The organism is Albidovulum sediminis, assembly GCF_025380365.1.
Taxonomy (GTDB): domain Bacteria; phylum Pseudomonadota; class Alphaproteobacteria; order Rhodobacterales; family Rhodobacteraceae; genus Albidovulum; species Albidovulum sediminis.
The window spans coordinates 1-26,693 of the sequence record NZ_JAOCQF010000010.1 but is presented as its reverse complement, the minus strand read 5'-3'; the positions used below and the strand labels follow the sequence as shown (position 1 = coordinate 26,693).

24 protein-coding genes and 4 pseudogenes are annotated in these 26,693 nt (G+C 61.2%); 23 read left to right on the top strand and 5 right to left on the bottom strand.

Going from position 1 to position 26,693, the window contains the following annotated elements:
* Nucleotides 1-100: pseudogene (locus N5I32_RS20985) on the bottom strand (toprim domain-containing protein); the annotation flags it as partial.
* Nucleotides 58-195 (bottom strand): hypothetical protein, encoded by a 138-nt coding sequence (locus tag N5I32_RS21390; protein WP_369414378.1) that lies wholly within the window; start codon nt 193-195, stop codon nt 58-60. The pseudogene N5I32_RS20985 and the gene N5I32_RS21390, both read right to left, overlap by 43 nt.
* A 209-nt stretch (nt 196-404) precedes the next feature.
* On the opposite strand from N5I32_RS21390, the gene N5I32_RS20975 reads away from it, so the two are divergent.
* The 8 genes and pseudogenes from N5I32_RS20975 to N5I32_RS20940 all read left to right on the top strand — a co-directional run bounded on the left by N5I32_RS20975 (nt 405) and on the right by N5I32_RS20940 (nt 9,201).
* Nucleotides 405-1,652, top strand: coding sequence for a tyrosine-type recombinase/integrase (locus N5I32_RS20975; protein ID WP_261497866.1), 1,248 nt, complete (start codon nt 405-407; stop codon nt 1,650-1,652).
* Nucleotides 1,649-2,611, top strand: coding sequence for a tyrosine-type recombinase/integrase (locus N5I32_RS20970; protein WP_261497865.1), 963 nt, complete (start codon nt 1,649-1,651; stop codon nt 2,609-2,611). The genes N5I32_RS20975 and N5I32_RS20970 overlap by 4 nt, the downstream gene beginning before the upstream one ends.
* A complete protein-coding gene (locus N5I32_RS20965) occupies nt 2,604-3,614 on the top strand; it encodes a tyrosine-type recombinase/integrase (RefSeq protein WP_261497864.1) in 1,011 nt (336 codons plus the stop codon). Before N5I32_RS20970 ends, N5I32_RS20965 begins: the two co-directional genes overlap by 8 nt.
* A gap of 118 nt (nt 3,615-3,732) precedes the next feature.
* Nucleotides 3,733-3,950 (top strand): annotated as a pseudogene (locus N5I32_RS20960) (transposase domain-containing protein); the annotation flags it as partial.
* 272 nt (nt 3,951-4,222) lie between these two features.
* Nucleotides 4,223-5,593 (top strand): aminotransferase, encoded by a 1,371-nt coding sequence (locus N5I32_RS20955; protein ID WP_261497863.1) that lies wholly within the window; start codon nt 4,223-4,225, stop codon nt 5,591-5,593.
* A gap of 34 nt (nt 5,594-5,627) precedes the next feature.
* Nucleotides 5,628-6,392: an N-formylglutamate amidohydrolase gene (locus N5I32_RS20950; protein WP_261497862.1), complete on the top strand. Its 765-nt coding sequence runs from the start codon at nt 5,628-5,630 to the stop codon at nt 6,390-6,392.
* Nucleotides 6,393-6,418: 26 nt separating this feature from the next.
* Nucleotides 6,419-7,792 (top strand): glutamine synthetase family protein, encoded by a 1,374-nt coding sequence (locus N5I32_RS20945; RefSeq protein WP_261497861.1) that lies wholly within the window; start codon nt 6,419-6,421, stop codon nt 7,790-7,792.
* 14 nt (nt 7,793-7,806) lie between these two features.
* Nucleotides 7,807-9,201 (top strand): aldehyde dehydrogenase family protein, encoded by a 1,395-nt coding sequence (locus tag N5I32_RS20940; RefSeq protein ID WP_439648226.1) that lies wholly within the window; start codon nt 7,807-7,809, stop codon nt 9,199-9,201.
* Here N5I32_RS20940 and N5I32_RS20935 read toward each other — a convergent pair.
* Both N5I32_RS20935 and N5I32_RS20930 read right to left on the bottom strand, forming a co-directional pair.
* A pseudogene (locus tag N5I32_RS20935) lies at nt 9,202-9,864 on the bottom strand (P1 family peptidase).
* On the bottom strand, nt 9,861-10,310 hold the full coding sequence (locus N5I32_RS20930; RefSeq protein WP_261497859.1) for a P1 family peptidase: 450 nt from the start codon (nt 10,308-10,310) through the stop codon (nt 9,861-9,863). The pseudogene N5I32_RS20935 and the gene N5I32_RS20930 overlap by 4 nt, the downstream one beginning before the upstream one ends.
* Nucleotides 10,311-10,424: 114 nt before the next feature.
* Between N5I32_RS20930 and N5I32_RS20925 the strand changes: the two genes are divergently transcribed.
* The 15 genes and pseudogenes from N5I32_RS20925 to N5I32_RS20855 all read left to right on the top strand — a co-directional run bounded on the left by N5I32_RS20925 (nt 10,425) and on the right by N5I32_RS20855 (nt 26,025).
* The gene (locus N5I32_RS20925) at nt 10,425-11,522 is read left to right on the top strand and encodes an ABC transporter ATP-binding protein (protein WP_261497858.1); all 1,098 of its coding nucleotides are present in this window, start codon (nt 10,425-10,427) and stop codon (nt 11,520-11,522) included.
* Nucleotides 11,449-12,429: an ABC transporter permease gene (locus N5I32_RS20920; protein WP_261497857.1), complete on the top strand. Its 981-nt coding sequence runs from the start codon at nt 11,449-11,451 to the stop codon at nt 12,427-12,429. The genes N5I32_RS20925 and N5I32_RS20920 overlap by 74 nt, the downstream gene beginning before the upstream one ends.
* The gene (locus N5I32_RS20915; RefSeq protein WP_261497856.1) at nt 12,429-13,271 is read left to right on the top strand and encodes an ABC transporter permease; all 843 of its coding nucleotides are present in this window, start codon (nt 12,429-12,431) and stop codon (nt 13,269-13,271) included. The genes N5I32_RS20920 and N5I32_RS20915 overlap by 1 nt, the downstream gene beginning before the upstream one ends.
* Nucleotides 13,272-13,302: 31 nt before the next feature.
* Nucleotides 13,303-14,343, top strand: a complete 1,041-nt coding sequence (locus N5I32_RS20910) for an ABC transporter substrate-binding protein (RefSeq protein WP_261497855.1) — start codon at nt 13,303-13,305, stop codon at nt 14,341-14,343.
* Between the two features lie 62 nt (nt 14,344-14,405).
* Nucleotides 14,406-14,732: a N,N-dimethylformamidase alpha subunit family protein gene (locus N5I32_RS20905; protein WP_261497854.1), complete on the top strand. Its 327-nt coding sequence runs from the start codon at nt 14,406-14,408 to the stop codon at nt 14,730-14,732.
* A 10-nt stretch (nt 14,733-14,742) separates the two neighbouring features.
* Nucleotides 14,743-16,965, top strand: a complete 2,223-nt coding sequence (locus N5I32_RS20900; protein WP_261497853.1) for a N,N-dimethylformamidase beta subunit family domain-containing protein — start codon at nt 14,743-14,745, stop codon at nt 16,963-16,965.
* A 40-nt stretch (nt 16,966-17,005) separates the two neighbouring features.
* On the top strand, nt 17,006-17,947 hold the full coding sequence (locus tag N5I32_RS20895) for a GntR family transcriptional regulator (protein ID WP_261497851.1): 942 nt from the start codon (nt 17,006-17,008) through the stop codon (nt 17,945-17,947).
* Nucleotides 17,948-18,087: 140 nt separating this feature from the next.
* Nucleotides 18,088-18,315 (top strand): annotated as a pseudogene (locus N5I32_RS20890) (IS5/IS1182 family transposase); the annotation flags it as partial.
* 58 nt (nt 18,316-18,373) lie between these two features.
* Entirely contained in the window at nt 18,374-19,354 is a 981-nt protein-coding gene (locus N5I32_RS20885; protein ID WP_261497850.1) for a helix-turn-helix domain-containing protein, read from the top strand.
* A gap of 102 nt (nt 19,355-19,456) precedes the next feature.
* Nucleotides 19,457-20,572 carry a class II histone deacetylase gene (locus N5I32_RS20880; RefSeq protein WP_261497849.1) on the top strand — a complete coding sequence of 372 codons (1,116 nt, stop codon included), beginning with the start codon at nt 19,457-19,459 and terminating at the stop codon, nt 20,570-20,572.
* A gap of 29 nt (nt 20,573-20,601) precedes the next feature.
* Nucleotides 20,602-22,206, top strand: coding sequence for an ABC transporter substrate-binding protein (locus N5I32_RS20875; RefSeq protein WP_261497848.1), 1,605 nt, complete (start codon nt 20,602-20,604; stop codon nt 22,204-22,206).
* A gap of 5 nt (nt 22,207-22,211) precedes the next feature.
* Nucleotides 22,212-23,165 carry an ABC transporter permease gene (locus N5I32_RS20870; RefSeq protein WP_261497847.1) on the top strand — a complete coding sequence of 318 codons (954 nt, stop codon included), beginning with the start codon at nt 22,212-22,214 and terminating at the stop codon, nt 23,163-23,165.
* Nucleotides 23,166-23,169: 4 nt separating this feature from the next.
* The gene (locus tag N5I32_RS20865) at nt 23,170-24,030 is read left to right on the top strand and encodes an ABC transporter permease (RefSeq protein WP_261497846.1); all 861 of its coding nucleotides are present in this window, start codon (nt 23,170-23,172) and stop codon (nt 24,028-24,030) included.
* Between the two features lie 4 nt (nt 24,031-24,034).
* Nucleotides 24,035-25,000, top strand: coding sequence for an ABC transporter ATP-binding protein (locus N5I32_RS20860; protein ID WP_261497845.1), 966 nt, complete (start codon nt 24,035-24,037; stop codon nt 24,998-25,000).
* The gene (locus N5I32_RS20855; protein ID WP_261497844.1) at nt 24,997-26,025 is read left to right on the top strand and encodes an ABC transporter ATP-binding protein; all 1,029 of its coding nucleotides are present in this window, start codon (nt 24,997-24,999) and stop codon (nt 26,023-26,025) included. Before N5I32_RS20860 ends, N5I32_RS20855 begins: the two co-directional genes overlap by 4 nt.
* Nucleotides 26,026-26,330: 305 nt before the next feature.
* Here the strand turns inward: N5I32_RS20855 and N5I32_RS20850 are convergent.
* Nucleotides 26,331-26,693, bottom strand: a 363-nt coding sequence (locus tag N5I32_RS20850) for a DUF2493 domain-containing protein (protein WP_261497843.1), incomplete at its 5' end; no start/stop codon positions are given.

Sequence of the window (26,693 nt, the reverse complement as noted above, 5' to 3'; positions counted from 1 at the left end):
CCCCGAGCCTTGGTTCCAGCACCCGAACGGCAATCCCGGCCTCGCTGGCTCTGATGGTCAATCTCTCCGCCGCGCGTCGCCCCGCCGGATCGCGGTCGATGGCAATGTAGAGGCGCTGCAGACCAAAAGGCGCGTCACATGGACAAGCGAAAGCTGACGGAGATTCGCCCCTGCTTGCTGGCCAAATAATGTCATGTCCGCGGCCCCTCCGGGCATTGCCGCAAAGAAGGCAGTTTTGCGGTTATGCTGAGTTCTGCATAATCAAAATTATGCGCACCATGTGATTATGCGCAGCCCGCCGAGCGAAGCACCTGCAAGGCTGACTCGCCAGCGATTTTCGGCACGACGAACTGCGCATAATCCTGATCTCCTCTTGGGTTCGTTCTGCCCGACAGGAGGTCAACATGTCCAAGGTGATCGTCGTCCATTCGCAGCCCCGCATGTGGCTGGAGGACAGCGTTATTCAGCCGTACGTTTCGCGATTTGGCGCGCACCTGCGCCGTGGGCGGTATGCCCCGAGCACCCAGCGTGTCTATTTGTGCTGCGTTGCGCACTTCGCCCATTGGCTGACCGGGGAACGATGCGGCCTGAGCGCGATCGGCGAGGCCTTGGTCGCGCGCTTCCTGGCAGAGCATATGCCAGCGTGCAGTTGTCCCTATCCGGTCCGGCGCTTGCGCCACGAGCTGCGAGCCGCACTCGCCCAGTTGCTGGAAGTGTTACGGGCCGATGGCGTGGGAGCACTGGATCCCGCCTCGGAAACGGCCGTTGCGCAAGAGTTGGCGCGCTTTGACGCCCACATGCGTGATGACTGGGGCCTGGCGGACAATACCCGCTGTCAGCGCAGTCGGATCGCCGGCGCGTTTCTGCTTGCCCATTTCGGCGACCAACCAATCACGATTTCGAAGATCAGCACCGCCTCTGTGCGGCGCTTCGTTCTCGGCCAGGATGGGCGTAGCGCTGGCTCCATCGGTGTGATCGGCGGCGCCATCGGCTGCTATTTTCGGTTCCGCACCCTGTCCGGCGACCGGGTCAGCGAACTGGCGGCCGGCATTCCACGGGCGGCTCACTGGCGATTGGCATCCCTGCCGGAGGTTCTCACCGACACTGAGATCGACGAACTGCTCCGATCATTCGATCAGCCCTTTCCGTCGCGCCGGCGAGCCTATGCGATGACCCGGTGTCTGATCGATCTCGGCCTGCGATGCAGCGAGGTCGTCGGCCTGCGCCTCGAAGACATCGACTGGGCCGACGGGACGATCAGCCTGACCGGAACCAAGGGGAGGCGCGCCGATGTCCTGCCCTTGCCTGCGGCGACCGGTAGCACGATCGCCGGCTATCTGCGCGAGGAGCGGCCCCAGACCTCGAACCGAGCCATATTTGTCCGCCACGTCGCCCCGTACGACGAGCCGATCGAGAAGGGCGTCGTCAAGCGCGCGGTTCTGGCGGGCTATCGAAGATGCGGATGGACCCGCACAGGAGTCCATATTCTGCGGCACAGCGTGGCCAGCCGGCTTCTACGCACCGGCGCGCCGATGAAGGATATTGCCGACGTCCTGCGGCACCGCAGCCTCGACACGTCGGCAATCTATGCCAAGGTCGATCTGACCAAGCTCGCGGCGGTGGCCTTGCCCTGGCCGGAGAGCGCGTCATGACCGAGGCCCGCGCTATGCTCTCGCTGGCCGAGGATTACCTGACCGAGCGCCGTGCCTTGGGGTTCGACCTGCGCATTCCCGGCACCCAGATCACCGCTTTCGCCCGCTTCGTCGACGCGGTGGGCCATACCGGCCCGCTGACGACCCGCATCACCCTGGATTGGGTGCAGGGTCATGCCAGGCACGCCAAGCCGTTTTCCTGGGCGCGCCGCCTGGACGTCCTTCGTCCATTCGCACGGTATTTGGCCCGGCTTGATCCGGCGACCGAGTTCCCGCAGACCGCAATCTTTGGCCGCTCGCATCGCCGCCTGGCGCCGCACATCTACTCGGAGCAGGAGATCCGCGATCTCCTCGCTGCCGCCCGGCGCCTTGCCCCGCACGGTGGATTGCGACCAGCGACCTACGAGATGATCTTCGGGTTGATCGCCGCCGCCGGCCTGCGGCTTTCGGAAGCGCTCCACCTGCGATGCGGCGATGTCGATCTCGAACAGGGCGTCCTTACGGTCCGGAACACCAAGTTTCGCAAATCCAGACACGTGCCAGTGCATCCGACCGTGGCGGCGGCGTTGAACCGCTATCTGGCGGTGCGGTCACGTCACGGCACTACCGACCGGAATGCGCTGCTGTTCCTGTCGTCATCGGGAGGGTTGTTGTCGAAGCGAACCATTCATGGGGTGTTCCAGCGGCTGCGAGGCGACCTCGGCTGGACGGCGCGTGGCGCCCATGCCCAGGCGCGCATTCACGATCTGCGCCACACCTTCATCTGCCGTCGCGTCCAGCTTTGGCATGAGCGCGGCGCCGATATCGGCAATGCCATGGCCGCGCTTTCAACCTATGTTGGCCACGCCAAGGTGTCAGACACTTACTGGTATCTGACCGGCGTTCCAGATCTGATGGCGATCGCCGGCGCGCGCTTCGAGCACTTCGCGGCCATCACCGGAGAGGGTCACCATGGCTGATCCGATCACGACGCCGACTTTTCCCACCTTGCTTCAGCGCTTCTTCGTTGAGCACCTGGGCCATCAGCGAGCCGTCAGCCCGCGCACCATCGCCGCCTACCGCGACACGTTCCGACTGCTGCTCAGCTTCGCTGAGGCCAGTATCGGCAAGGCCCCGACCGCATTGGCGTTGGTCGATCTTGACGCCCGATTGATCCTCGACTTCCTCGATCATCTGGAGAAGGAACGCAACAACGGCGCCCGCAGCCGAAACGCCCGTTTGGCGGCGCTCCGATCCTTCCTGAAGTATGCCGCCCATTACGACCTGACAGCACTCCCTGTGATCGAGCAGGCGCTGGCCATCCCGATGAAGCGGTTTGACCGGCCGGTACTTGGGTTTCTGTCGCGCCAGGAGATGCAGGCGATCCTCGAAGCGCCGGATCCTCGAACCTGGGCGGGACAGCGCGATCGAGCGCTTTTCAGTCTAATGTACAACACCGGCGCACGCGTGTCGGAGGCCATCGGCCTGCGCGTCGGCGACGTCATCATCGATGGCACGACGACCGCGCATCTGCACGGCAAGGGGCGCAAGGAACGAAGCATGCCGCTCTGGCGATCAACCGCGTCGCTGATCCGGGGCTGGAAGCGCCAGCTGGAAAACGCCGGGGATGACAATTTCCTGTTCCCAAGCCGGGGCGGAGAAAGGATGGCGCGATCGAACGTCACCCAACGCCTCGACCTGGCTGTCTCGGTCGCCGCGGAGCGTCATCCCCAACTCGCACGACGCTCGATATCGCCGCATACAATCCGCCACACTACGGCGATGCATCTGCTGCAGTCCGGCGTCGACATCACCGTGATCGCCCTATGGCTGGGCCACGAGAGCCCCGCCACAACGCATATGTACCTCGAGGCCGATCTCTCAATGAAGAAGCGCACTCTCAACCGGCTGCAACCGGTCGGAGCGAGCCCCGGCCGGTATCGGCCCCCGGACCAGCTGATGCGGTTTCTTCAGAACCTTTGAATTATGCGCAGTTCGTCGTGCCGAAAATCGCTGGCGCGTCAGCCTTGCAGGCGCTTCCCTCGGCGGGCTGCGCATAATCACATGGTGCGCATAATTGCGGTTATGCTGAGTTCTGCATAATCGCAAAAACGCACTGTTCGCCGGTCATGACGAGGGCGGACGCACCTGGGCCCGCATGGCCTCATTGATCGAAACCTGCAAACTGAACGCCGTCGACCCATACGCTTACCTGCGCGAAACCCTGACTGCCATCGCCAAAGGCCACCCCGCATCGCGCATCGCGCATCGCGCATCGACGACCTTATGCCTTGGGCTTTCCAGAAGCTGTCAAGCTGAAAGCCTGACGGGGTTCTCGCACCGCTTACAACCAAATGCCTGACCGTGCTGTTGCAAGATGTGCCGCTTGATGGCGAACTTTTTCGCCCCGACGATCGTAAGCCGCCGCAGGGATCGCGCACTCATCCTTTTCGTGGCGCCGGGGCACTCCATACCTCCAGCAGAACGCGGGCGCGGCACCTCGTCTTCCCGATGCACCGTATCGCGGCAGAAACCTCTTTACCCAGAATTGTTTTTCTGGTAACTGTAAATACAACAAAGGGAGAACCGCTATGGACACCAATGTGAGCAATTCTTGGGAACAGAGAGACATGCAGGCCGTTTTCCACGGCTTCACTGACTTGGGTACGCTGAATGCCGAAGGTCCGGTGATCTTGACGCATGGGGACGGCATCCGGGTCTTCGATGTGCACGGCAAGAGCTACATCGATGCCAACTCGGGCCTCTGGAACAACGTGGCCGGGTTCAACCATCAAGGCATCATCGACGCTCTCTGCGCCCAGGCGCGGAAGTTCCCCGGCTACCACGCCTTCTTCGGTCGCGTCGCCGACACCACCGTCGCCCTGTCCGAGAAGCTGATCGAGCTGTCGCCTTTCGACGCAGGCAAGGTCTACTACACCAACTCGGGCTCGGAGGCGAATGATACCGTCGTCAAGATGCTGTGGATGCTGCATCGCCGGAATGGCCAGCCGCAGCGCCGCAAGATCATCACCCGCGTGAACGCCTATCACGGCGTCACCGTCGCGACGGCCTCGATGACCGGCAAGGCCTACAACGCCGAATTCGGGCTGCCGCTGCCGGGCTTTCTGCATGCCGACTGCCCGCATTACTGGCGCTTCGGGCTTGAAGGCGAAACCGAGCTGGAGTTTTCGGCCCGCCTGGCGCGCAATCTTGAAGAGCTTATCCTCAAGGAAGGCCCCGACACGATCGCCGGCATGTTCGCCGAACCGGTGCAGGGCGCCGGTGGCGTGATCGTGCCTGCCGAAGGCTATTTCGAGGCGATCCGCCCGATCCTGCGCAAATACAACATCCCCTTCATCGCCGACGAGGTGATCTGCGGGTTCGGCCGCACCGGCGAGATGTGGGGCAGCGTGAAGTATGACATGCAGCCGGACATCATCGTCGCGTCGAAATGCATCACGGCCGGCTACTTCCCGATGGGCGCGGTCATCCTGGGCAAGGCCTTCTGCGACGCGCTGATGAAAGTGTCCGAAGAAGCCGAGGAGTTCCCGCACGGCTTCACCGCCGGCGGCAATCCGCTTGGCAGCGCGGTTGCCCTGAAATCGCTGGCGGTGATCGAAGACGAGGGCCTGCTTGGCAATGTCAACAAGGTCAGCGGACGCTTCATGGCGCGGCTGAAGAAGCTGGGCGAGCACAAATATGCCGGCGAAGCCCGCGGTGTCGGCCTGATGGGCGCGGTGGAAATCGTCGCGGACAAGAAGACCAAGCAACCGCTGCCGGGCCATCTGCAAATCTCGGAACGGATCGCCAACAAGGCACTTAAGAAAGGCCTGATCTGCCGGCCGCTCGGGCAGGCAATCGTCCTGGGCCCGCCCTTCATCATCACCGAGGCAGAGATCGACCAGATCTTCGACATTCTTGAGGAAACCGTTGACGAAGTCTTTGCCGATGTCGGCCTCTAAACCCGCAGTTTCGGACCGTGCAGCGAATCGTGCCTTGCGCACGACCGCCGTTCTCGCCGCAGACGAGCCGCAGGCCGTTGAATGGTTGAACCCAAAGGGGACCGGACCCTTCGTCTTCGGCTGCGAACACGCCAGCAACCGAATTCCAACGCGGCTGGGGACCATGGGCCTTGATGCAACCGAACTGGCGCGCCACATCGCCTGGGATATCGGGGCACGCCGCCTGACCGAGCTGCTGGCACTTCGGACGGACAGCCCCGCGATCCTGCAGCGCTATTCCAGATTGGTTAATGACTGCAACCGAACGGTCGGCCACCCCGGCGCGTTTGTCACCGACGCCGATGGCAGCTGCGTGACGGGCAACCTTGGCCTGACCGACGCTGATAGAGCCGCAAGAGAGCGCGAGATCTATCGCCCCTTCCACGATGCGTTGACCGGCACCATCGAGCGACGCCAGCAGAGCGCCGAACGCTTCGCCTTCATCGCGGTTCACAGCTTTAACAAGAGTGTCCGCAGCATCGCGCGTCCGTGGCACATTGGGTTCATTTACAACCAGCAACCAGCCTTGTCGAAACGACTGATCAGCTGGTTTAGGGAAAGGACCGACTTTGTTGTCGGTGACAACGAACCCTACTCTCCCCTGCACGCGGTGGATCACACAATTCGGGTCCAAGCCGAGGTCCGCAGCATACCCTACAGCATGATTGAGGTGCGAAACGATTTGCTGCGCAGCGAATCCGAAATTGCTGGCTGGGCGGACCTGATTGCCGCGGCCTTGCTTGACGCCCACACGTCGTAACCCCAAACAAAGCACGAGATGAAAGCATGACAGGTCAGAAGCTGAACCTGACGTCGGCGGAGGACGCCCACGCCTTTATTACCGAGCGCGCGCCCTCGCATGTGAAGGTTGGATTCTTCGATATCGACGGGGTCTTCCGCGGCAAGTTCATCGGTCGGGAAAAGTTCCTCTCGGCGCTTCGCAGTGGCTACGGCTTCTGTAACGCCGTGCTGGGATGGGATGTCGCCGACAACCTTTACAACAACGCTGCCTACACTGGCTGGCATTCGGGCTTTCCTGACGCCAACCTGCGGATCCTCCCCGAAAGCGGGATGATCCTGCCCTTCGACAACGAGACGGTCTTCTTCCTGAGTGAATTTGCCGGCTCTGCCGAAGCGATCTGTCCGCGCGGCGTACTGCGCCGGGTCCTGGCCCGCGCCTCGGACATGGGCTTTGCCGTCAAGGCGGCCATGGAATTCGAGTTCTTCATGTTCGAGGAGACGTCGAACGGTCTTCACGAGAAAAACTTCCAGAACCTTCGTACCTTATCGCAGGGCAGCTTCAGCTATTCGGCGCTGCGATCGCTGGTGCATGAGGATCTGTATCAGGACATCCTGGACACCTTCGGGTCGATCGGAATCAAGCTTGAAGGCCTGCATGCCGAAACCGGACCTGGCGTTCTCGAGACGGCAATTGCCGTGGATGACGCGCTGGCGATGGCCGACAATTCGTCAGTCTTCAAGGCCTTCATGAAGATTTTGGCTCAGAAGCGCGGCTTGATGGCGACGTTCATGGCCAAGTGGAACGCCGCCCTCTCCGGGCAAAGCGGGCACACTCATCTGTCACTGTGGACGCTGAACGGCAAGCCCTGCTTCTACGATCCAAGCGCCACCTATTCGATGAGCAAGACCATGCGCCATTTCATTGGCGGCCAGCTTGCCTATCTGCGCGAATTCGCCGCCCTGATTGCGCCGAACGTCAACAGCTTTGCCAGGCTGACCCCGGGTTTCTGGGCGCCAACTGCGGCGACGTGGGGGGTCGACAACCGCACTGTCGCTGTCCGGGTGATCCCCGGCTCCGAGAACTCCCACCGGCTCGAATATCGCGTGCCGGGCTCCGACGTGAACCCCTATCTTTCGATGGCCGCGGCGATTGGCTCCGGTCTCTTGGGGATCGAGCAGGAAATCGAGCCCGACGAGATTTCGACGGGAAATGCTTATGAGCGGCAGATCCCGATCGCGCGGCAACTGCCGCCGAACCTTGAAGCGGCAGCGGAGATCTTTGGCGGTTCAAAGGCCGCGGCTGACCTTTTCGGCCCGGCCTTTACCCAGCACTTTGCCGGATCCCGCCTGTTTGAGGCCCGTCAATTCACGCGTGCGGTGACGGATTGGGAACTGAAGCGTTACTTCGAAATTCTCTGACCGGGGGGAACTGGATCGCCATGAAGATTACCTGCGTTTCCCCGGTTGACGGGAAAATCTATGCCGAGCGCGCCGCGATCTCGCTGGCCGAGGCGCGCGCGATCTTTGCGCGCGCGAAGGGGGCGCGCGGCGCTTGGGCCGCGACGCCGCTTGCCGAGCGCCGCGCGCTTTTGGAGAAGGCTGTCGACCATCTGGTCGCGGCAAAGTCCCAGATTGCCACAGAAATCGCCTGGCAGATGGGGCGGCCTGTGTCGCAATGCGGCGGAGAGGTTCGTGGCCTTGAAGAGCGCGCGCGACATATGCTGGCGATCGCGCCTCAGGCTCTGGAAGAGGATATCCTGCCGCAAAACGGTTTGTTCCTGCGCACGATCCGCAAGGAGCCGCTGGGCACGGTCTTTGTCATCGCACCATGGAACTACCCCTATTTGACGGCGACCAACGCAATTTTTCCGGCGCTCGTGGCTGGCAACGTGGTCGTCCTCAAGCACTCGGCACAGACGCTGGTCTGCGGCGAGCGTTTTGCCGAGGCCTTCGCGGCTGCGGGATTGCCGGACGGGGTATTTCAGCTTTGCATGACCACCAATGATGACACGACCGCCCTGATTGGCGAGGGGCTGCACGATCATATCGTTTTCACCGGTTCTGTTTCGGTCGGCCGCCACCTGCAAACGATCAATGCGGCACATTTCACCGGCATCGACCTAGAGCTTGGCGGGAAGGACCCCGCTTACGTCCGGGCCGATGCGAATGTCGACTGGGCCGCCGAAAACCTGGTCGACGGCGCGTTCTTCAACTCTGGCCAGTCATGCTGCGGGATCGAACGGATCTATGTTCACAAGGACATCTACCCGCAGTTCGTCGAAAAGTTCGTCACGCTGACCGAGGCCTATGTGCTTGGAAATCCGACGGCGGCGGACGTCACGCTTGGACCGGTCGCCAGCACCCGGGCCGCGGAATTCGTGCGCGCACAGATTGCCGAAGCCTGCGAACAGGGGGCGCGCGCGCTGATCGACCCGGGCCTCTTCCCGGCCGACAGGGCGGGCACGCCCTATCTCGCGCCGCAGGTTCTTGTCGACGTCACCCATGACATGCGGGTGATGACCGAGGAAAGTTTTGGTCCCGTCGTTGGCATCATGGCAGTTGACGGTGACGACGAGGCAATCGCCATGATGAATGACAGCGACTATGGGCTGACGGCCTCGATCTGCACAGCCGACCTTCCCGCCGCCGAAGCCATCGCCTTGCGTCTGGAAACGGGCACCTGCTTTGCCAATCGCTGCGACTATCTTGACCCGGGCCTGGCCTGGACGGGGGTCAAGGACACGGGCCGCGGGTGTTCCCTGTCGGCCCATGCCTTTGACCATCTGACGCGGCTCAAGTCCTACCACTTCCGGGCGCAGCCGGCCTGATCAGCCGATCGGCTGATCGCATTTGCCGGCGGCGCGCAACAAATCGACCAGTCGGGCGGTGTCAATCGCCCGGCAAACCCGCCCTTTCGGCTTGAACGTCGGCGTATCCTCGGCGGCGATCATGGCATTGATCACGGCCTCATCGGTTGCATCGACCGTGGCCAGATAGGCCGTGTCCAGCAGATCGTCGTTGATATGCGTCATCTGCGAAAAGTCCGGTCCAAGCCCCGGCGTCGGCAGTTCGTTCGCGGTGCTGAAGGCCAGAAAGATGTCGCCGGAATTGTTGCCGCCAGGCGTTCCGGCGCGACCGATGCCAAGCCCGGCCCGCCGCGCCAGCCGCGACAACAGGTCAGGACGCATCGGAAGGTCGGTGGCGATGATCACGATGATCGAGCCGGTCTCGTGCTCGATCAGCCGGTCCTCCTGCATCTACAGGCCAACCGCCTCGCCGCAAATGGTCAGCCAGTCGCGCAGGCCGTGATTGGCCTGAACCAGGACGCCGATGGTAAAGGTCTTGTCACTGATCCTGATGCGGCGCGACGAGGTGCCGGTTCCGCCCTTGAATTCGTAGCAGATAATGCCGGTTCCGCCGCCCGTGTTGCCTTCTTCGGCCCAGTCGGAGGTCGCGCCGAGTATGGCCGAGAGGACATGTTCCTCAGTCACCTGCTGGCCGTTGATGTCTCGTTCAGGACACCGTAATAGGTTTCCGCCACCACCGGCATGGCCCAGACATGTTCGGCCTCGAAGACGCCGGCATAGTGCGAGATCATCCACCTGACCGCGGTATGGTGGGCGATGCCCACGCTATGGCTGTTGGTCAGGCAGATCGGGCCAAGGAACCTGCCCGAGTCGCGGATCCAGTGGCTGCCGGTCATCTCGCCGTTGCCGTTCAGCGAGAAATAGCCGGCCAGAACCGGGCTTGGGGTTCGGTCAAAGCCACGCGGCAGGATCGCCGTGACCCCGGTGCGAATTTGCGCCCCGGCTGATTCGTTTTCGCTAAGGACCTGGGACTGCCCCACGCGCAGTCCAGGCACATCGACCAGCGAATTCCGGGGGCCGGGCGTTCCGCGAAAGCGAAGTCCCAGGGCGCGTGCGCGTTTCTTGGTCATTGTTTCAGTCCTTTCGTCGCCTTTGGCGGCATGTCTCACCAAAGTTGTTGATTATGTATTTTGAGTACTGTTAAATACACAAAGCAAGATGAAAACGACCTGGAGGACTCGCCTGTGGACGGTTTTCTGCAGATCAGATCTGCAACAAAGATGTACCGGACGCCCGAGGGCGGAAGTATTCGTGCGCTCGACGATGTCACCCTGCATATCCGCAGCAACGAGCTCATCAGCCTGCTCGGGCCTTCGGGCTGCGGAAAGACCACGCTGCTCAAGTGTATTGCGGGCTTTGAAGACCTTGATCACGGAGACATAACCCTCACTGGGCAAAGTCTCACCCGGATCCCCGCGCACAGGCGCCCATTCAACACGGTGTTTCAGAATTACGCGCTTTTTCCGCACCTCACCGTTGAGCGCAACGTCGCATACGGGCTTGACGTTGCACATGTCGAACGCAAGGAACGTACTCGCCGTGTCGGAGAAGCGCTGGAGCAGGTTGGCCTGGCAGGCTTTGGTGCCCGGATGCCTAACCAGCTCTCGGGTGGCCAGCAGCAGCGCGTCGCGGTGGCGCGGTCTCTGGTCCTGAAGCCGAAGGTCCTTTTGCTGGACGAGCCGCTCTCCGCGCTTGACCGCAAGATGCGCGAGTCCATGCAGATCGAGTTGAAGTCGTTGCAACATAGCGTCGGCATCACCTTCATCTTCGTCACGCACGATCAGGAAGAGGCGCTTTCGATGTCGGATCGCGTCGCAGTCTTGGCCTCAGGAAAGGTGCAGCAGCTCGCCTCGCCCAAAGAGATCTATGACGAGCCGCAAAACGAGTTTGTCGCGAACTTTGTCGGAACCAGCAACATCTTCAAGGGAAAGGTGATCGCCAAGGAGGGGCGGACCCTGACGCTGAAGACCGCGAACGGGCGCGAGCTGGCCGTGGCCTCCGATCGCTTCGGCGTCGGCGATGACGCCTGCGCCGTCCTGCGGCCCGAACACCTGAAGCTGAGCGGCGAGGCGCGCGACAGGGCCATCAAGGGGACGGTCACGCAATCGGTCTTTGTCGGCTCGGAGATGCATCTGCACGTCGACGTGGGCCTTGGCCGGACCGCCGTCGTGCGGCACCGCCATAACAAGGGGTCAACGGAAGCCGCCTATGGGCCGGGCGCCGATGTCACGCTCTATTACACGCCCGAAGCCGCGCATGTCATCGAATGCAAGGGTGCCTGAGATGGCAGAAACGGGCGCGACCGCAAGCCGCAACCGAAGGACGCTGATCCTTCTTCTTGCCCCGCTGACCATCCTGCTGGGCGTGTTCTTCCTGATCCCCCTGGGCATCATGGTCGTCTACAGCTTCCTTGAACCCGGCCTTTACGGTGGGGTCGAATGGAACTGGTATCCCTACAACTACGGCCGCCTGATCGGCTGGCCGTTGAACGACTACGAGGTCTTCGACCCCATCTATCTGAAGATCTTCCTGAATTCGCTTCAGATTGCGCTCATGACGGTCGCGGGCACATTGCTACTGTCCTATCCGGCGGCCTTCTGGGTTGCCAGCATGAAAGGGCCAAGAAAGAGCTTGGTCCTTTTTCTGGTCGCGCTGCCGTTCTTTGCAAACATGCTGGTGCGCATCTATGCTTGGTTGCTGCTGCTGCGGCCAACCGGGTTTCTGAGCACCCTGCTAGAATCGACCGGCCTGATCATCGAGCCGCTTGACCTGCTGTTCACGAATTTCTCGGTGATCGTCGGCATGGTCTATGTTCTGACGCCGTTCATGTTCCTGCCGATCTACGCAAACGTGGAAAAGCTGGACTATTCACTCGTCAGGGCCTCGCGCGATCTTGGCGCGACCAATGTGCAGACGTTATGGCGGATCATATTGCCGCTGACGGCACCGGGAATCATCGGCGGCTCGGTGATCGTCTTCATTCCGGCGCTTGGAAACTTCATCGTGCCTTCGCTCCTGGGCGGCTCCAAGGTGCAGATGACGGGGAACCTCATCGAACGCTCGTTCCTGCAGTCGCGCGACTGGCCGTTCGGAGCGGCGCTGGCGCTGCTGATCATGGCCTTCGTCGTGGTTCTCTTTTCCCTCCAGTTTAGCCGTCAGTCAAAGTCAGAAGGACAGGGGACCCGTTGATGTTCGAAAGGATCATGTCATCAAAGGGCTGGTGGAGGCTGTTTCAGGCCTATGGCCTTGTCTTCCTGATCTTTCTCTACCTGCCGCTTGCGCTCATCTTTGTCTATTCCTTCAATGCGAACCCCATCAACATGGCGGTTTGGACCGAGTTCACCTTTGACTGGTACAAGACCATCTTCTTCGGGGCCGGCACGGCGGGCAGCTTCGACGCGGCCTTTACCGAGTCGCCCGACCGGATCTTCGAGGTGGTCCGCAACAGCGCCATCGTCGCCCTTTCCGCCAGCACCATCTCGACCGTCATCGGGACGGCGACGGCAATCGCGATCCGGCGCTATGACTTCGTCGGCAAGAAGGTCTATCAGGCGCTGCTTGTCCTGCCGATGATCGTTCCGGACATCGTCCTTGGGATCGCGCTGCTGATCTTCTTTGTCGGCGCCGGCTTTGAGTTGAGCCTGCTGACCGTCATCATCGGCCACACGACCTTCCTTTCAAGCTATGTCTTCGTCGTGGTCAGCGCCCGCCTTGCCGGGATGGACATGAGCCTCGAGCGGGCCTCGGCCGATCTTGGCGCCGGGCCGTTGACCACCTTCCGCAGGGTGACCTTGCCACAGATCATGCCGGGCGTTGTTGGCGGGTTCCTGCTGGCATTCATCATCTCGCTCGACGACGTGGTCATCACCTACTTCATCGCCGGCGTCGGCTCGCAAACGCTGCCCCTCTTCATCCTGGCAATGATGCGCCGCGGGTTGCGGCCGCAGATCAATGCGCTGGCGATCCTGCTTTTGTCCTTCACCTTCACCGTGGCCGCAATCGGCCTCTACCTGCGAAGCCGAAAATCCTGACGTCAAACCAAAACCAACAGCGGAGTGCAAAATGAAGAATGTGCAGAACGTTAGCCCCTGTCTGATGGCAATCGCCGTTTCCGCAGGTCTGGCGACCCCGGCGGCGGCCGAAGGATCGCTGAGCCTTTACAACTGGGGTGACTACATCAGCCCCGATGTCATCGACAAATTCGGCAAGGAGTTCAACGTCGCCGTGACGCTCGACACCTATTCGACCAACGAGGAAATGCTGGCGCGCATCCAGGCCGGGGCAACGGGCTATGACCTGATCTGGCCGTCGGTTCACATGCATGACACAATGCAAAAGCTGGGCCTGCTGCAGGAAACCGGGGTCAACAAGATGCCCGGCTTCGAGAACATCGACCCCGGCGCCCTGCGCTCGAAGGAAGACCCGGCGGCCGACTATTGCTTGCCCTATGCCTGGGGTGCGGTCGGCATCCTCTACAACAAGACCGCGATTCCCGAGCTGACCTCTTGGCAGCAGTTCTTCGACTACGGGGCGGCCAATCCGGGCAAGATCGCCATGCTTGACGATCTGCGGGAAACCCTTGGCGTCGGCCTGATCATGACGGGGGCATCGGTCAATTCCGCGAACCCCGACGAGATTGCCAAGGCCGAAGAGTTCATCCTGGCGCAAAAGCCGAATATCGGGGCCTTTGCCTATGACGTGATCCCGCTCGTCACCTCGGGCGATATGGCGGCCGCGCATTACTATGTCGGCGCCGTCCTCAACGTGAACCAGAACCCCGACCTGCTGGGCTTCGTCGTCCCGCAAGAGGGCGCCACGATGTACCAGGAGGACATCTGCCTGCTTGCCAGCGCGCCCAACCGGGACAACGCCCTGAAGTTCCTTGAATTCATGATGCGTCCCGACGTTTCGGCCATGAACACCGAGCGCCTGACGAATGGTTCGGTGAACCTGAAGGCCATCGAACTGCTTCCGGTTGAGCTGAAGAACAACCCCTCGATCAACCCGCCGCCCGAAACGCGCGCCAAGCTTCAGATCTTCGAAGACCTCGGAAAGGCGCTCAGGGTCTATACGCGGGCTTGGGACCGCGTCAAGACGAACTGATCCGCTGCTCCCTGCCTGGCGGGATATCGCGCCGATATCCCGCCATTTTCTCCGAGGATACGATGGCCCGCTATCAGATCACCGAAGCCGATCTTCCCTATGCCCGCGAGTTTCTGGCGGCCCCGATCGGATACCACAGCCCCTGCCTGCAGAGGGTCCTGAACCGCATGCGCGGGCCGGACTGGACCTTCAAATACGTGCTGATCGTCGTCGAGCGCTATTCCCGCTGGCAACTTGGGCGGTTGCCCGCCGCCCGGGGCGGCAGGGTCGAAGCCGTCGCGGGGGTCTACTACGACAACCTTCTGGATGCCGAGCGCGACATCTTCAAAAGGCGCTGGCGAGACCTAACCGGGCAGGACCTCGACCATCAACTGTCCACCCTTTCGTGATGAGACGACCATGCTTCCGATCGTAGCTTATACCGACAAACTGACCGTCGCCCCCGGTGAGGCGCTGACGGTCATGGCCTCGTCCTTCGGCGCCAGGACCTATCACGCCGACCTGCGCCGGATCATCCAGGGCGATACCAATCCCGAAGGCCCCGGCTACAAGGACGAAGCCATCGCCCTTGATCTGGGGGGCGAACGTCACGCCGTCGCCAAGGCGTTCAAGCCCGGCTCGGCGGTGATCATTCCGGGCCATGAGGCGCTGAAAGGCCTTGGCAGTTTCACGCTGGCGGCGGTGATTCAGCCGACGCTGACAACCGGCAAGGAGCGCCTTGTGATCGCCCTGCCCGGCTTTGCCAGCTTGGGCATTGACGCCGGGGGGCATCTGGTCGGCCGCCTTGGTCAGGCCGAAGTGCGAAGCGCTGCCCCGCTGACGGTCTGGCAGTGGCAGATCGTGAGCCTTGCCTATGATGCGGCCTCGCGGGAGCTTGTCCTGTCCAGTCTGGCCGCGCCCGGCACCGCGGCGCCCGCGGCCAGGCCAAGGATCGTCACGGCACAGGCGGTTCAGGCCGGGCCCGCCGCCGAAGAATGCATCATCGCCGCGACCCGCGACACCGAGGGCGAGCTGACCGGCTTTTTCGACGGCAAGATCGACCGGCCTGCGATCTTTCTTCAGCCGATCGCCGTCGAGCGCCTTGTGACGATCCTTGCGGATGTCCAGGCGCTGCGCCGGCGCAGTGACCTTTTGGCCGCCTGGGATTTCTCGGAACGGATGATGACGCAAAGCATCCGTGATGTCGGCCCCTTCCGGTTGGACGGCAAGACGCGGAACGCACCCAAGCGGGCGATGACGGGATGGCTGTGGCAGGGCCAGGAGCTGGACTGGAAGAAGCGACCCGAACTTTATTCGGCGATCCACTTCCATAGCACCGACCTGCATGATGCCGGCTGGAGCGCCGATTTCACGCTGACCGTGCCCGACGACCTGAAGAGCGGCGTCTATGCGGTGCGCCTTGTGCCCGACGGCGACGAGGATGCCGCCTATTACTGCGTCTTCGTGGTCCGCCCGCCGCGGGATCGCGCCTCGGCCAACACCGTCGCCTTTCTTTTCCCGACCTGCAGCTACCTCGCCTATGGCAACCACCGCCTTGGGCTGGACGTTCCTGGCACCGAGATCGGCATGGGCCGCGCGGTCGAGCTTGATCGCCACCACATGTTCCTGCAGGCGCATCCCGAGATCGGCTTTTCGCATTACGAAGTGCACAATGATGGCACGGGCGTCTTCCACACCTCGCGCCTGCGGCCCCTGGTCGATCTGCAGCCCAAGGTGAAATCCTACCTCGGGGGCTATGGCTCGAACATCTGGCAGTTCAACGCCGACACCCACATCCTGGGCTGGCTTGACCATATCGGGCAGGACTTCGACGTGATCACCGACGAAGACATCCATGCCGACGGGCTGCGCCTGCTCAGTCGCTACAACGTCATCCTGACCGGCACCCATCCGGAATACTACACCCGCAACATGATCGAAGCGGTCCAGGCCTTTACCGACCGCGGCGGGCGGCTGATGTATCTGGGCGGGAACGGCTTTTACTGGGTCGTCAGCTTCAACGAAGACATGCCGGGCCTCATGGAATGCCGCCGCTCCGAGGCGGGTGTGCGGCCCTGGGAACCCGGTCACGGCCAGTTCTTCCACGGTTTCACCGGCGAATACGGCGGGTTGTGGCGCCGCAACGGCCATCCGCCGAACCACCTCTGCGGCGTCGGGATGACCTCGCAGGGCTTCGACATCTCCGAGCCCTACGTCATCAATCCCGACAGCCGGACAGCCCGCACCGCCTTCATCTTCGACGGGATCGACGGAACCGTCATCGGCGACTATGGCCTTGCCGGCGGGGGCGCGGCAGGGCTTGAGGTCGACCGGGCGGATGCCGGTCAGGGAACGCCGGATCATGCCGTCGTCCTTGGCTCCTCGGTCCGCCACACCGACATCTATCTGATGGTGCCCGAAGACCTTCTTGACCCGACGCCGGACTGGACGGGCACGCAGGCCGAAATCATCCGGTCGGACCTTACCTTCTTCGAGACCGCGGGCGGCGGTGCGGTCTTTTCGACCGGTTCGATCGCCTGGGCCGGCGCCGTTGCCTGGAACCGCTATGACAACGATATCGCCCGCATGACCGAAAACGTGCTGCGCCGTTTCAACGACCCACAGCCTTTCGAAATGCCTTGACGGTGCGGCAAGGGTCCGGCGAGATGCGACAGGCTGCCAGATGACCGATACGATGAAGCATTCTGCAAGTGACCTCCAGCTGCAACTGGCCCGCCAGATCGCCGAGAATATCATCAGCGGCGGGCTCCAGTCCGGCCAGCACCTGCGCGAGACGGAATTGTCGGCGACGCTCAATGTTTCCCGGTCTCCGGTGCGGGCTGCGCTTGGCCTTCTTTTCAGTGAGGGGCTCGTCGACAAGGAGGCCAACCGCGGCTTCTTTGTGAGGGCGGCCCATGACGACTTTCTGGCCTTTCTCGATCGGCTGCCCAAGACCGATGACGAGATCATCAAGGAGGCAATCGCCCGCGACTGGTTCGAGGGCGCCGTGCCCAAGGAAATGTCGGAAGGCGAAATACGCAAACGCTATTCGCTGGGCCGCCTGACGGCGCAGCGGATTCTCAATTCTCTGTCCGATGAGGGAATCATTTCACGATTGCCGGGTTATGGTTGGCAGTTTGAACCAACCCTCAACTCGCAAGATGCTCATGACGAAAGTTATGATTTTCGAATGATCATAGAGCCATCGGGAATGATTAGCCAATCATTTGAGCTCGATGGCCCCGGCGCCGAATTTCAGGAATACAGGCACCGCAGTATCCTCAGCGCCGAACCGGAAAACTGGAATTCAGCCGAACTATTCCGACTGGATGCCGATTTTCATCTCTTCCTTGCGAACTGCAGTCAGAATCGCTACGTGATTCAAGCAATGCAGCAGCAAAATAAACTCCGACGCCTGCTTGAATACAATTCCCTCTTGCATGCTGGCCGGCTCAGGGACTCGTGCATGGAGCATTTGGAAATACTAGAAAGCCTGGTAAAGGGCGACCGAACGCGTGCGGCTAATTCTATGATTATCCATCTACAAAAAGCAAAAGACGCTGGACCTTGGGGTCATGATGCGTCCTTGCGACAAAGCCAGAGCACACCGATAGGTCCAAAATAGACACTATGAAACGGCATTGTTGCAGAACTTGTGGGTGGGACGAGCTTCCACCTTTCCCCGTTAACTTAGGCCGTATTGGCAAAAGGGGATTGACATGGTGGGCTGATCATAGCTATCGCTTTTCTAAGGTTAGCAAAGCCATTGAGGCGCGCAACGTCGTGCCGGTTATCCCAATGCGCAGGTCCCGCAAGCTGCGCGTGGCGGTGGACCGCACCCTCTACCGGCTGCGGACTCTTATCGAGCGCTGCCTCAACAAGCTGAAGAGCGCCCGCCGCGTGGCTACCCGTTACGACAAGACAGCCGAGAGCTTCTTGTGCTTCTTCGACACAACGTCGATCCGCCTCTGGCTTGGCCATTTGTCTGCATGACCTAGGTACGGAATTGTCGCTTAACGTGAAGAGCGCCTGACCTTAGAAAGAGGTTTGGATGGACCAGCTACTGATAGCGCCAGATCTCGTATATCAGACATGTGAGTTTTCGAAACATTCCCGGCTCGAAGAATGGCAAAGCTCGATGTCGGCTGCCTACTATTCCATTGATATTATAGAAGATTCAGGCGTTGAACTGGATGCTAAGATCGAAGTCGTTAAACTTTCGGACGTCAACATTTCCAAATTTCGTAGCACCACCGCACGCGGTTTTCGCACACGGCCCAACATCGCCCGCGACAGTACCGAGTATTTCGTCTTCGTCTTTGTCACAGACGGCGAGATGTTTTTTAATCAGCTGGCGCGCTGTGGAACCCTAAAGGCCGGACATTATGTTATGCTGCGCTCTGGCGAGCCTTACGAATTGTCGTGTTTGAGTCCGAGCCGTGCTTTTACTGTGCATCTGCCGATTAGCGATATCCTGGAGCGGTACCGGTTAGCGCATTTACATTGTGCGAAGGCTTTTGAAAGTGCCGCGGCACTCTTTCCCATGGCGGCTGCTGTAATCAGCTCGATCGGCGCTGTCCCGTCCGCCGCCAGGGAAGTTCTTTGCCAGGATCTTCGCCGCCAAGTGATCGATACCATCCTGCTGCTGCTGCGAGCCGAACGGATCCACATCAGGGCTCCTGGGTCGACGGGCAGTGAAGGTCTTTTGCTGCGGCTCATCGGCCATATCGAGCGGCATTACATGAACACGGAACTTTCGGCGCGCAGCGCGGCGGAAGACATCGGGGTGTCGGTGTCGCATCTGCACAGGGTCTTCAATGGCTACAACCTGACCTTTGGCTCAACGCTTCGGGACATGCGCCTGGCGCATTCCTATGAATTGCTCAGCTCTTCGGAAGGATCGGCCTGTAGCATCAGCGAAGTCGCCTATCGCGTCGGTTTCCCCGACCATGTGCATTTCTCGAAATCCTTCAGAGCTGCCTTTGGCGTCAGCCCGACTGAGGTTAAAAACGGGATCGGCCGACGAAGCTGACCCGTCGGGCCGCGAATTGAGACGCCCGCACCAAGGTTGCGAGACTCTGATCATAACGACCGGCCACCAATTCCATTACACTCCTTCCTCAGCAAGAATGACATGGGCATCAAAATGGCGACCGGTCTGGTCTATCACGAGCTTTGTATGTGGCACGACGCCGGGAATGTAAGTTCCTTCGTTCCGACCGGGCTTCAGGTCCAGCCCGACCGGCATGCCGAAGAGCCGGAAACCAAGCGCCGCATTCGCAACTTGCTGGAGGTCAGCGGGCTGCTGGGCAAGCTTGAGCTTATCCAGCCCGAGCCTGCCGAAATTGCGCAGATCGCGCGGGTGCATCCGCAAAGTTACATCGACAGGATCAAGGAAAAGAGCCGAAGCGGCGGCGGCGAGGTCGGACTGAACACATTCATCGGTAACGAGGGTTTCGATATCGCGCGGATCTCGACCGGTGGCGCCATTTCCGTCATGGACAGGGTTCTCGACGGCCGGGTCAGGAACGGTTATGCGCTGGTCCGCCCGCCGGGCCACCATGCCCGCCCGGACGAGGCGATGGGGTTTTGCGTTTTCGCCAACGCGCCGATCGCCATTCGCGAGATGCAGAAAAAGTACCAGCTCGATCGTATCGCAATCGTCGACTGGGATGCGCATCATGGCAACGGATCGGAAGAGATTTTTTATGAAGACCCTGCAGTCCTGACCATCTCGCTGCATCAGAACAACCTGTTCCCGATTGGGTCCGGTGCGATGTCGGCCAATGGCGCGGGGCGGGGCGAAGGCTACAACATCAATGTGCCACTGCCTCCGGGGTCGGGTCGAGGCGCCTATGAAGCCGCCTTTGAACGTGTCGTCATTCCGGCGCTGCGCGCCTACCGGCCGCAACTTATCGTTGTCTGTTCCGGCTTCGATGCCTGCGGTCTTGATCCACTGGCGCGGCTCATGCTGCACAGCAGTGCTTATGCGACCCTCACCAGGCAGCTGATGCACTGTGCCGATGATGTCTGTCAGGGGCGCATCGCCATGGTGCATGAAGGCGGCTATTCGCGTGCCCTGGCACCCTATTGCGGCCTGGCGGTGATGGAAACCTTGTCCGGCATCCGCACAAAGGTCACCGATCCCTTCGACGAATATGTCTCCGGCTTCGGCGGGCAAGATCTGCAACCGCATCAGGAAACCATTATCGAAGAGGCGCGGGGCCTGTTGAAAAAAAAATTCGCGTAACAAAGTTTCTAAAATAATGGGAGGCACCGATGACCAATGACCACAACCCCGCCGCTCTGAATATCGGCGAGATCAAATCGGCGTTGACGCGCCGCAGTTTCCTGCGCAACGTGGCCGTGACGGGGATCGCGGCCGCATCGGCAGCAGGTATGCCCGACATGCTGCGCGCGCAGGGCGCATCGACCCTGACATGGGCCAAGCCGCTGGAAGCCACGATGTTGGACCCGCATATTTCCATACTGGGCTCATCGTGGGAGATGCTGCATCTAGTCTATGACAGCCTGATCGACGTCGATGATACGCTGAACCCGACTCCGGCCATCGCCGAAAGCTGGGAGCAGGAAAGCCCGACCAGCTATCTTTTCACCATCCGCTCTGGGGTGAAATTCTCGAACGGCGCGGATGTCACGGTTGCCGACGTGGTTGGCAGCCTCAAGCGCGTCCAGGATCCGGCCACGGCATCGTGGTGGCTTCGGCCGATGGGCCAGATCGAGGATGTTGCGGCCGTCGGCGACACGCAGGTGCGTATCACGCTCAAGGTGCCACACGCCCCGCTGCTTGCCGCCCTTGCCGCGACGATGTGTTCGATCCTTCCCATGTCGCTGATCGAAAACGGTGAGCTGGACGTCACCAAGGACATGCTCGGCAGCGGGCCTTACCGGATTGTCTCGCATGAGCAGGACGACAACTGGGTGCTGGAACGCAACCCGCATTACTATCAGGACGGCCTGCCCAAAATTGACCGGATCGTTGTCAAGATCGTCCCAAGCGACAACACGAGAATCGCTCAACTGCGCGATGGCTCTGTCGATATCGCCAGTTTTGAAGCCAGCCCTGACGCGGCCCTGCTGCTGCGCGGCATCCCCAATGTCGAAGTCAGCGTCCAGGAAGTGACCAATTACTACATTCTGGGCCTGAACGCCGTTTGGGATCAGTCGCCGTTCCAGGATGTTAAGCTGCGCCAGGCTGTGGCGCTGACCCTTGATCGCGATCTCATCGCCAGTATCGCGCTTGGCGGCGGCGGCCAGCCGACCGCGGTGATGGCGCCGTCTTTCGGGGTCTGCGATACATCGAAACTTGCGAATTTCGGCCAGGATCTGGATCGGGCCAGACAGCTTGTCGCCGAGTCGGGCAACGAAGAACTCGCGTTCGAACTTCTGGTGCGCAACATCCCCGCCGATATCCAGATGGCACAGGTGATCGCTCAGGGTGTCGCCAAGATCGGCCTGACCGCGAATATCGCAGTGGTGGATGAAGGCATCTGGGTGCAGCGCGCCTGGATCGACAACCCGAGCCAGTTCGAGGCAACGATCACCTGGTATGCGGGCTATGCCGACCCGGCGATCTCGACACTGTGGTGGAATCCCGGTGTGGCCGGATTTACTGCGGGCCACGTGGTCCATGATGACGCGGTCAATGCCGCCATCGATGCGGCCTATCAGACCGGCGGCGACGCACGGGGGCCGGTGCTGCAGGATCTGTGCGAGAAGATCGACGCCTCCGCGAATGTCATTCCGCTAGTTACGCGGCAGGACACGATCGCCTATCGCAAGGACAGGCTGCAAGCCAAGCTCGCCACTGTAGAAGGCTACGCGCATACCTTGCGCAATGCCGAAACTTTCGAGCTTTCCTGAGCATTATGTCGCAGATCCTCAAATTCATCGCCTTCAGGGTCGGCAGCGCGCTGCTTACCCTGATCGGTGTGTCAATGTTCATCTTTGTCGCCATCCACATGCTGCCGGGCAGTTTCGAAGATGTCCTTGCACCGCGCGGGCCCGAGGAGCTGCGTCAACAAATTGCCGATAAATTCGGGCTGAACCAACCGCTTCCGGTGCAATATGTCAAATGGCTGAGCGCTGTTGCGACAGGCGATCTGGGAATATCGCTGATCACCCAGGATCCGATCGCGGACAGCTTTGCCACACGGGTGCCGGTCACGATCGAGCTTGCCGTCCTGGCCACCATCACCTCTGCCCTGATCGGCATCCCGCTGGGCCTTTGGTCGGGGCTGGCGCATCGCCGGACTGCCGTCTCGGGCATTGCGCGGGTGGCCGGCAGCTTCATCATGAGCGTGCCCGATTTCGTGATTGCCAGCGTGTTTCTCTATGTGTTCTCGCGCTATTCGCTTGGCCTGACCGTGGGTCAGTGGGTGCCTTGGCACGAAGATGCCATCGGCCACATCAAATCGGTCATCCTGCCGGCTGCGACCCTGTCGGCGGTCGGAATCGGGCTCTTCATCACCACTACGCGCAATGCCGTGATCGGCGTTCTGTCAAAGGATTACATCATGGCCGCACAGGCAAGGGGCGAGGAACCGCGCGACATCGTGCGGGGCCATGTCCTGCGCAATATCTCGAATCCTCTGGTGACGACCTTGTCGATCTATCTGGCCTATCTTATCGGTGGCGCGATTATCGTCGAATATGTCTATTCAGTTCCTGGCATGGGACGCTTTCTTGTGCAGGGGTTGCTCAATCGTGACTATCCCATCGTGCAGGCGACGGTCCTGGTGATCGCCTGTGCCGTTGTCCTCATCAACATGGCTGCCGACGTCGCCTATGGGCTGATCGATCCGCGCCTGCGCAAGGGATAAGGCAATGATCTTGCAGCCTGTGATCCACCACTGGCGCGACTTCAACCGGGCCGACAGATTGGCGGGCACCGCGTCCGTGACGATGATGGTCCTGATCCTTGTTGCCTTGCTGGCGCCGCTTCTGCCGCTCGATCCGCCCGATCAAGTGGCGGCGCATCCACGGCTGTCCGAGCCTAGCGCCGATCTGGTTTTCGGCTCCGACAATCTTGGCCGCAACATGCTCTCACGGGTGCTGCAAGGTGCCCGGATCACCATCTTGTTGTCGGCCATCGCTGTGCTGCTTGCCTCGGTGGCCGGAGTAGCTATCGGGTTGATCGCTGCCTATTCCGGCAAGGCGCTGGACGAGATCATCAGCCGATTTTCGGACATCGTCTTTTCCTTTCCGGCCGTACTCATGGGGCTGTTGATCACGGCCATCGTCGGCCCGGGTGAGTTCGCCGCGATCTGCGCCATCATTCTGGTGACGCTTCCGCCGATCGTCCGAGTGGTGCGCGCCGCCGCAATGGAGGTCACCGGGACCGATTACGTCACCATCGCATGGTTGTCCGGTGCATCGCCGGCGCGCCTGTTGCTGGTGAATGTCCTGCCCAACATTTCAGTTCCCGTGGTCACCCAAGTGGCATATTCGATATCCATCGGCATGCTGGTGGAAAGCGCGCTGAGCTTTCTCGGGCTCGGCCCGCAACCGCCGGCGGCATCACTTGGATCGCTGCTGCGCGAAGGCAGCGTCTACATCACTGTCGCGCCATGGCTGGTTTTTGGACCCGCCATATTCCTCGTGATCGCGATCTGGAGCACCAACCTGATCGGCGAAGGGTTGCGGGTCTTTTTCGACCCCGTCCGCGCCCGCTGCCTGGAGGAATGAGGTGATGAGAGATCTGCTGAATGTTGAAAGCCTGACCATTTCCTACCGCACCAGGGATCATCTGGTCACCGCGCTGCTTGAGGTTTCGCTGACTCTGGCTCAGGGCGAGATCCTTGGCATCATCGGTGAAAGCGGCTGCGGAAAATCGACGTTTTCATCGGTCATCGGCAAGCTTTTGGGGCCGGCCGGCGTGGTGGAAAACGGCCATATTACGTTTGGCGGAAAGGACGTGCTGTCCTTTTCTGGCCAGGAGCTGCGGAGCTATCGGGCGAATGACATTGCCTATGTGTTTCAAGACCCGATGAACACGCTGGATCCGACCAAGACCATCGGCGCCCAGTTCAGGCGGCTGATTTCCGCATCCGCCTGGAGGCAAAAGGCGATTGAGGCCCTGGCACATGTCGGGCTGACCGACTGGCGCCGGGTGCTGCCCAGTTATCCGCATCAGCTGTCCGGCGGGATGGCGCAGCGGGCGGTGATCGCAATGGCGCTCATTCGCAAACCTAGGCTGCTGATCGCCGATGAACCCACGGCGGCGCTTGATGCCTCGATCCGGTGCAGCGTCATGGATCTTCTGACGGCGTGGTGTGCCGAGATCGGCTCGGCGATGATCATCATCAGCCACGATATCCCCGTTATTTCAAATTATTGCGACCGGATCGGCGTAATGTATGCGGGCAGGTTTGTCGAAATTGCACCGGCAGAGGATTTTATCGTCGGCCCCCGCCATCCTTATGCCATGGCGCTGTTGGCGTCGGAACCCGGCCAGGAGGGAGAAGACGCGGTGCTGCAGAGCTTGGAAGGCTCGCCGCCTCCGTCGATCTCACGCGCCCCGGGGTGTGCCTTTGCGGATCGCTGCATCTATCGTACCGCACCGTGCAGCGCCGGTTTTCCGCCCTTGGTTGCGTGCGGATCTTCGAAAGTCGCCTGTATCCGGTTGGGTGACATCCACGGCGAGGCGGCATCATGACCACCATCATTTCGATCCGGAATGCCAGCGTTCAGTTCAGATCCGGCCCGCCTTGGGCGCCCCGGATCGTCAACGCGCTTCACAATGTCAGCATCGATATCAAGCCTCGCCAGATCGTCGGGCTGGTCGGCGAATCCGGATCTGGCAAGACCACACTGGGGCGGGTTTGTCTGGGTCTTCAGGAACTGACAAGCGGGACGATCGAATTTTCCGGAACGCCAATCGCGAAACTTGACCGCAAACAGCTCAAGGGTCAGCTGGCCGCCGTGTTGCAGAACCCGCGCATGTCACTCAACCCGTCGCTGAGAGTGGCCCATTCTGTGGCGGAGCCGCTAAAGATCGACAGGCACCTCTCTGCAACCGAGGCCCGCAAACAGGTCGACAAAATGCTCGAACGCGTCGGCCTTGCCAGCGGTGTCGGAAACCGGTTCCCGAATGAACTCTCGGGCGGTCAGAGGCAACGTGTCTCTATCGCACGCGCGCTGATCACGAACCCGAAATTCATCCTCTTTGACGAGGCCGTCAGCGCCCTCGACGTGTCGGTACAGGCCCAGATCCTGAACCTTCTGCGCGAATTGCAAAGCAGCGCCGGGTTCGCCGCCTTGTTCATCTCTCACGATCTGGCGGCCACGCGCTATGTGTGCGACCGGGTTGTCGTGCTCTATCATGGCGGGATCATGGAAGAATGCGGGCGCCGGATGCTCTATCGCGAGGCCCGGCACCCCTATACGCGCGGATTGCAGGCGGCCAGCGGGTTGATCGACGCTGCCGGCACGGCATTGAAGCTTGACGACAGGGCCGGACCCTCCTCAGGCTGCGCGCTGTTCCGACGCTGCCCCGTCAGCATGCCTCGCTGTGAAACCCAGTTGCCCCCGACCCGCACATCCGGGGAAGGGTCGGTGTTCTGCCACCTGGTCAGTGATGCTGGGGCGACCTCGTCCGGCGATGGCGATCCTATTTCGCACGACGCCCGAGGTGCCGCGCAGACGCCGTTCCGCCGACGCTCCCTGCACATGCCTGGGTAGGGAGCGTTGCATTAGGTGTTCTGTCCCGGCATCTGGTGGATCGGATCGAGGATGAATCTATCCGGCTCTGATGTCCAGATTTTGCAGATGTGTCCATCGTCGAATGATTTGGAACATGTGGCCGGCGCCAACGGCCGGCTTCTTCAAGGATCGTGAGGCGCAGGAATGGCACGAAACCCTTGCCCGACGGAATGCCAGCTTGGCTGACATGCAGTCGGCGGCGGCGCGAGAGCTGCCAGCTTCGATTTGATTGACCATCTACTCGGGGCGAGTGGCCTTTCGCCCCGAGTAAGTTGGCAGGGGGCTCACGCCCCCCTCTCGAACTTCACAACCGGGATGCCGAGCTTCTTGGCCTTGTCGGCGAGGTTTTCCTGGATGCCGTTGCCCGGGAAGACGAGGACGCCCACGGGCAGGACATCCAGCATGGCGTCGTTGCGCTTGAAGGGGGCGGCCTTGGCGTGCTTGGTCCAGTCGGGCTTGAAGGCGACCTGGGTGACGCCGCGGGCTTCGGCCCATTTGGCGGCGATGAGCTCTGCGCCCTTCTGGCTACCACCGTGAAGAAGGACCATGTCGGGATACTTGGTCCGGACTTGGTCGAGCTTGCCCCAGATAAGGCGGTGATCGTTGAAGTCGGTCCCGCCGGTGAGGGCCACCTTGGGGCCTGCTGG

Bases quoted from the DNA above. Each gene is read 5' to 3' on its own strand.
- N5I32_RS20965 (WP_261497864.1), top strand. From the start codon at position 2,604: ATGGCTGATCCGATCACGACGCCGACTTTTCCCACCTTGCTTCAGCGC.
- N5I32_RS20855 (WP_261497844.1), top strand. From the start codon at position 24,997: ATGACCACCATCATTTCGATCCGGAATGCCAGCGTTCAGTTCAGATCC.
- N5I32_RS20920 (WP_261497857.1), top strand. From the start codon at position 11,449: ATGGGCCGGGCGCCGATGTCACGCTCTATTACACGCCCGAAGCCGCGC.
- N5I32_RS20865 (WP_261497846.1), top strand. From the start codon at position 23,170: ATGATCTTGCAGCCTGTGATCCACCACTGGCGCGACTTCAACCGGGCC.
- N5I32_RS20875 (WP_261497848.1), top strand. From the start codon at position 20,602: ATGACCAATGACCACAACCCCGCCGCTCTGAATATCGGCGAGATCAAA.
- N5I32_RS20975 (WP_261497866.1), top strand. From the start codon at position 405: ATGTCCAAGGTGATCGTCGTCCATTCGCAGCCCCGCATGTGGCTGGAG.
- N5I32_RS20970 (WP_261497865.1), top strand. From the start codon at position 1,649: ATGACCGAGGCCCGCGCTATGCTCTCGCTGGCCGAGGATTACCTGACC.
- N5I32_RS20930 (WP_261497859.1), bottom strand. From the start codon at position 10,310: ATGACCAAGAAACGCGCACGCGCCCTGGGACTTCGCTTTCGCGGAACG.
- N5I32_RS20900 (WP_261497853.1), top strand. From the start codon at position 14,743: ATGCTTCCGATCGTAGCTTATACCGACAAACTGACCGTCGCCCCCGGT.
- N5I32_RS20955 (WP_261497863.1), top strand. From the start codon at position 4,223: ATGGACACCAATGTGAGCAATTCTTGGGAACAGAGAGACATGCAGGCC.
- N5I32_RS20885 (WP_261497850.1), top strand. From the start codon at position 18,374: ATGGACCAGCTACTGATAGCGCCAGATCTCGTATATCAGACATGTGAG.
- N5I32_RS20870 (WP_261497847.1), top strand. From the start codon at position 22,212: ATGTCGCAGATCCTCAAATTCATCGCCTTCAGGGTCGGCAGCGCGCTG.
- N5I32_RS20915 (WP_261497856.1), top strand. From the start codon at position 12,429: ATGTTCGAAAGGATCATGTCATCAAAGGGCTGGTGGAGGCTGTTTCAG.
- N5I32_RS20910 (WP_261497855.1), top strand. From the start codon at position 13,303: ATGAAGAATGTGCAGAACGTTAGCCCCTGTCTGATGGCAATCGCCGTT.
- N5I32_RS21390 (WP_369414378.1), bottom strand. From the start codon at position 195: ATGACATTATTTGGCCAGCAAGCAGGGGCGAATCTCCGTCAGCTTTCG.
- N5I32_RS20895 (WP_261497851.1), top strand. From the start codon at position 17,006: ATGACCGATACGATGAAGCATTCTGCAAGTGACCTCCAGCTGCAACTG.
- N5I32_RS20860 (WP_261497845.1), top strand. From the start codon at position 24,035: ATGAGAGATCTGCTGAATGTTGAAAGCCTGACCATTTCCTACCGCACC.
- N5I32_RS20880 (WP_261497849.1), top strand. From the start codon at position 19,457: ATGGGCATCAAAATGGCGACCGGTCTGGTCTATCACGAGCTTTGTATG.
- N5I32_RS20905 (WP_261497854.1), top strand. From the start codon at position 14,406: ATGGCCCGCTATCAGATCACCGAAGCCGATCTTCCCTATGCCCGCGAG.
- N5I32_RS20945 (WP_261497861.1), top strand. From the start codon at position 6,419: ATGACAGGTCAGAAGCTGAACCTGACGTCGGCGGAGGACGCCCACGCC.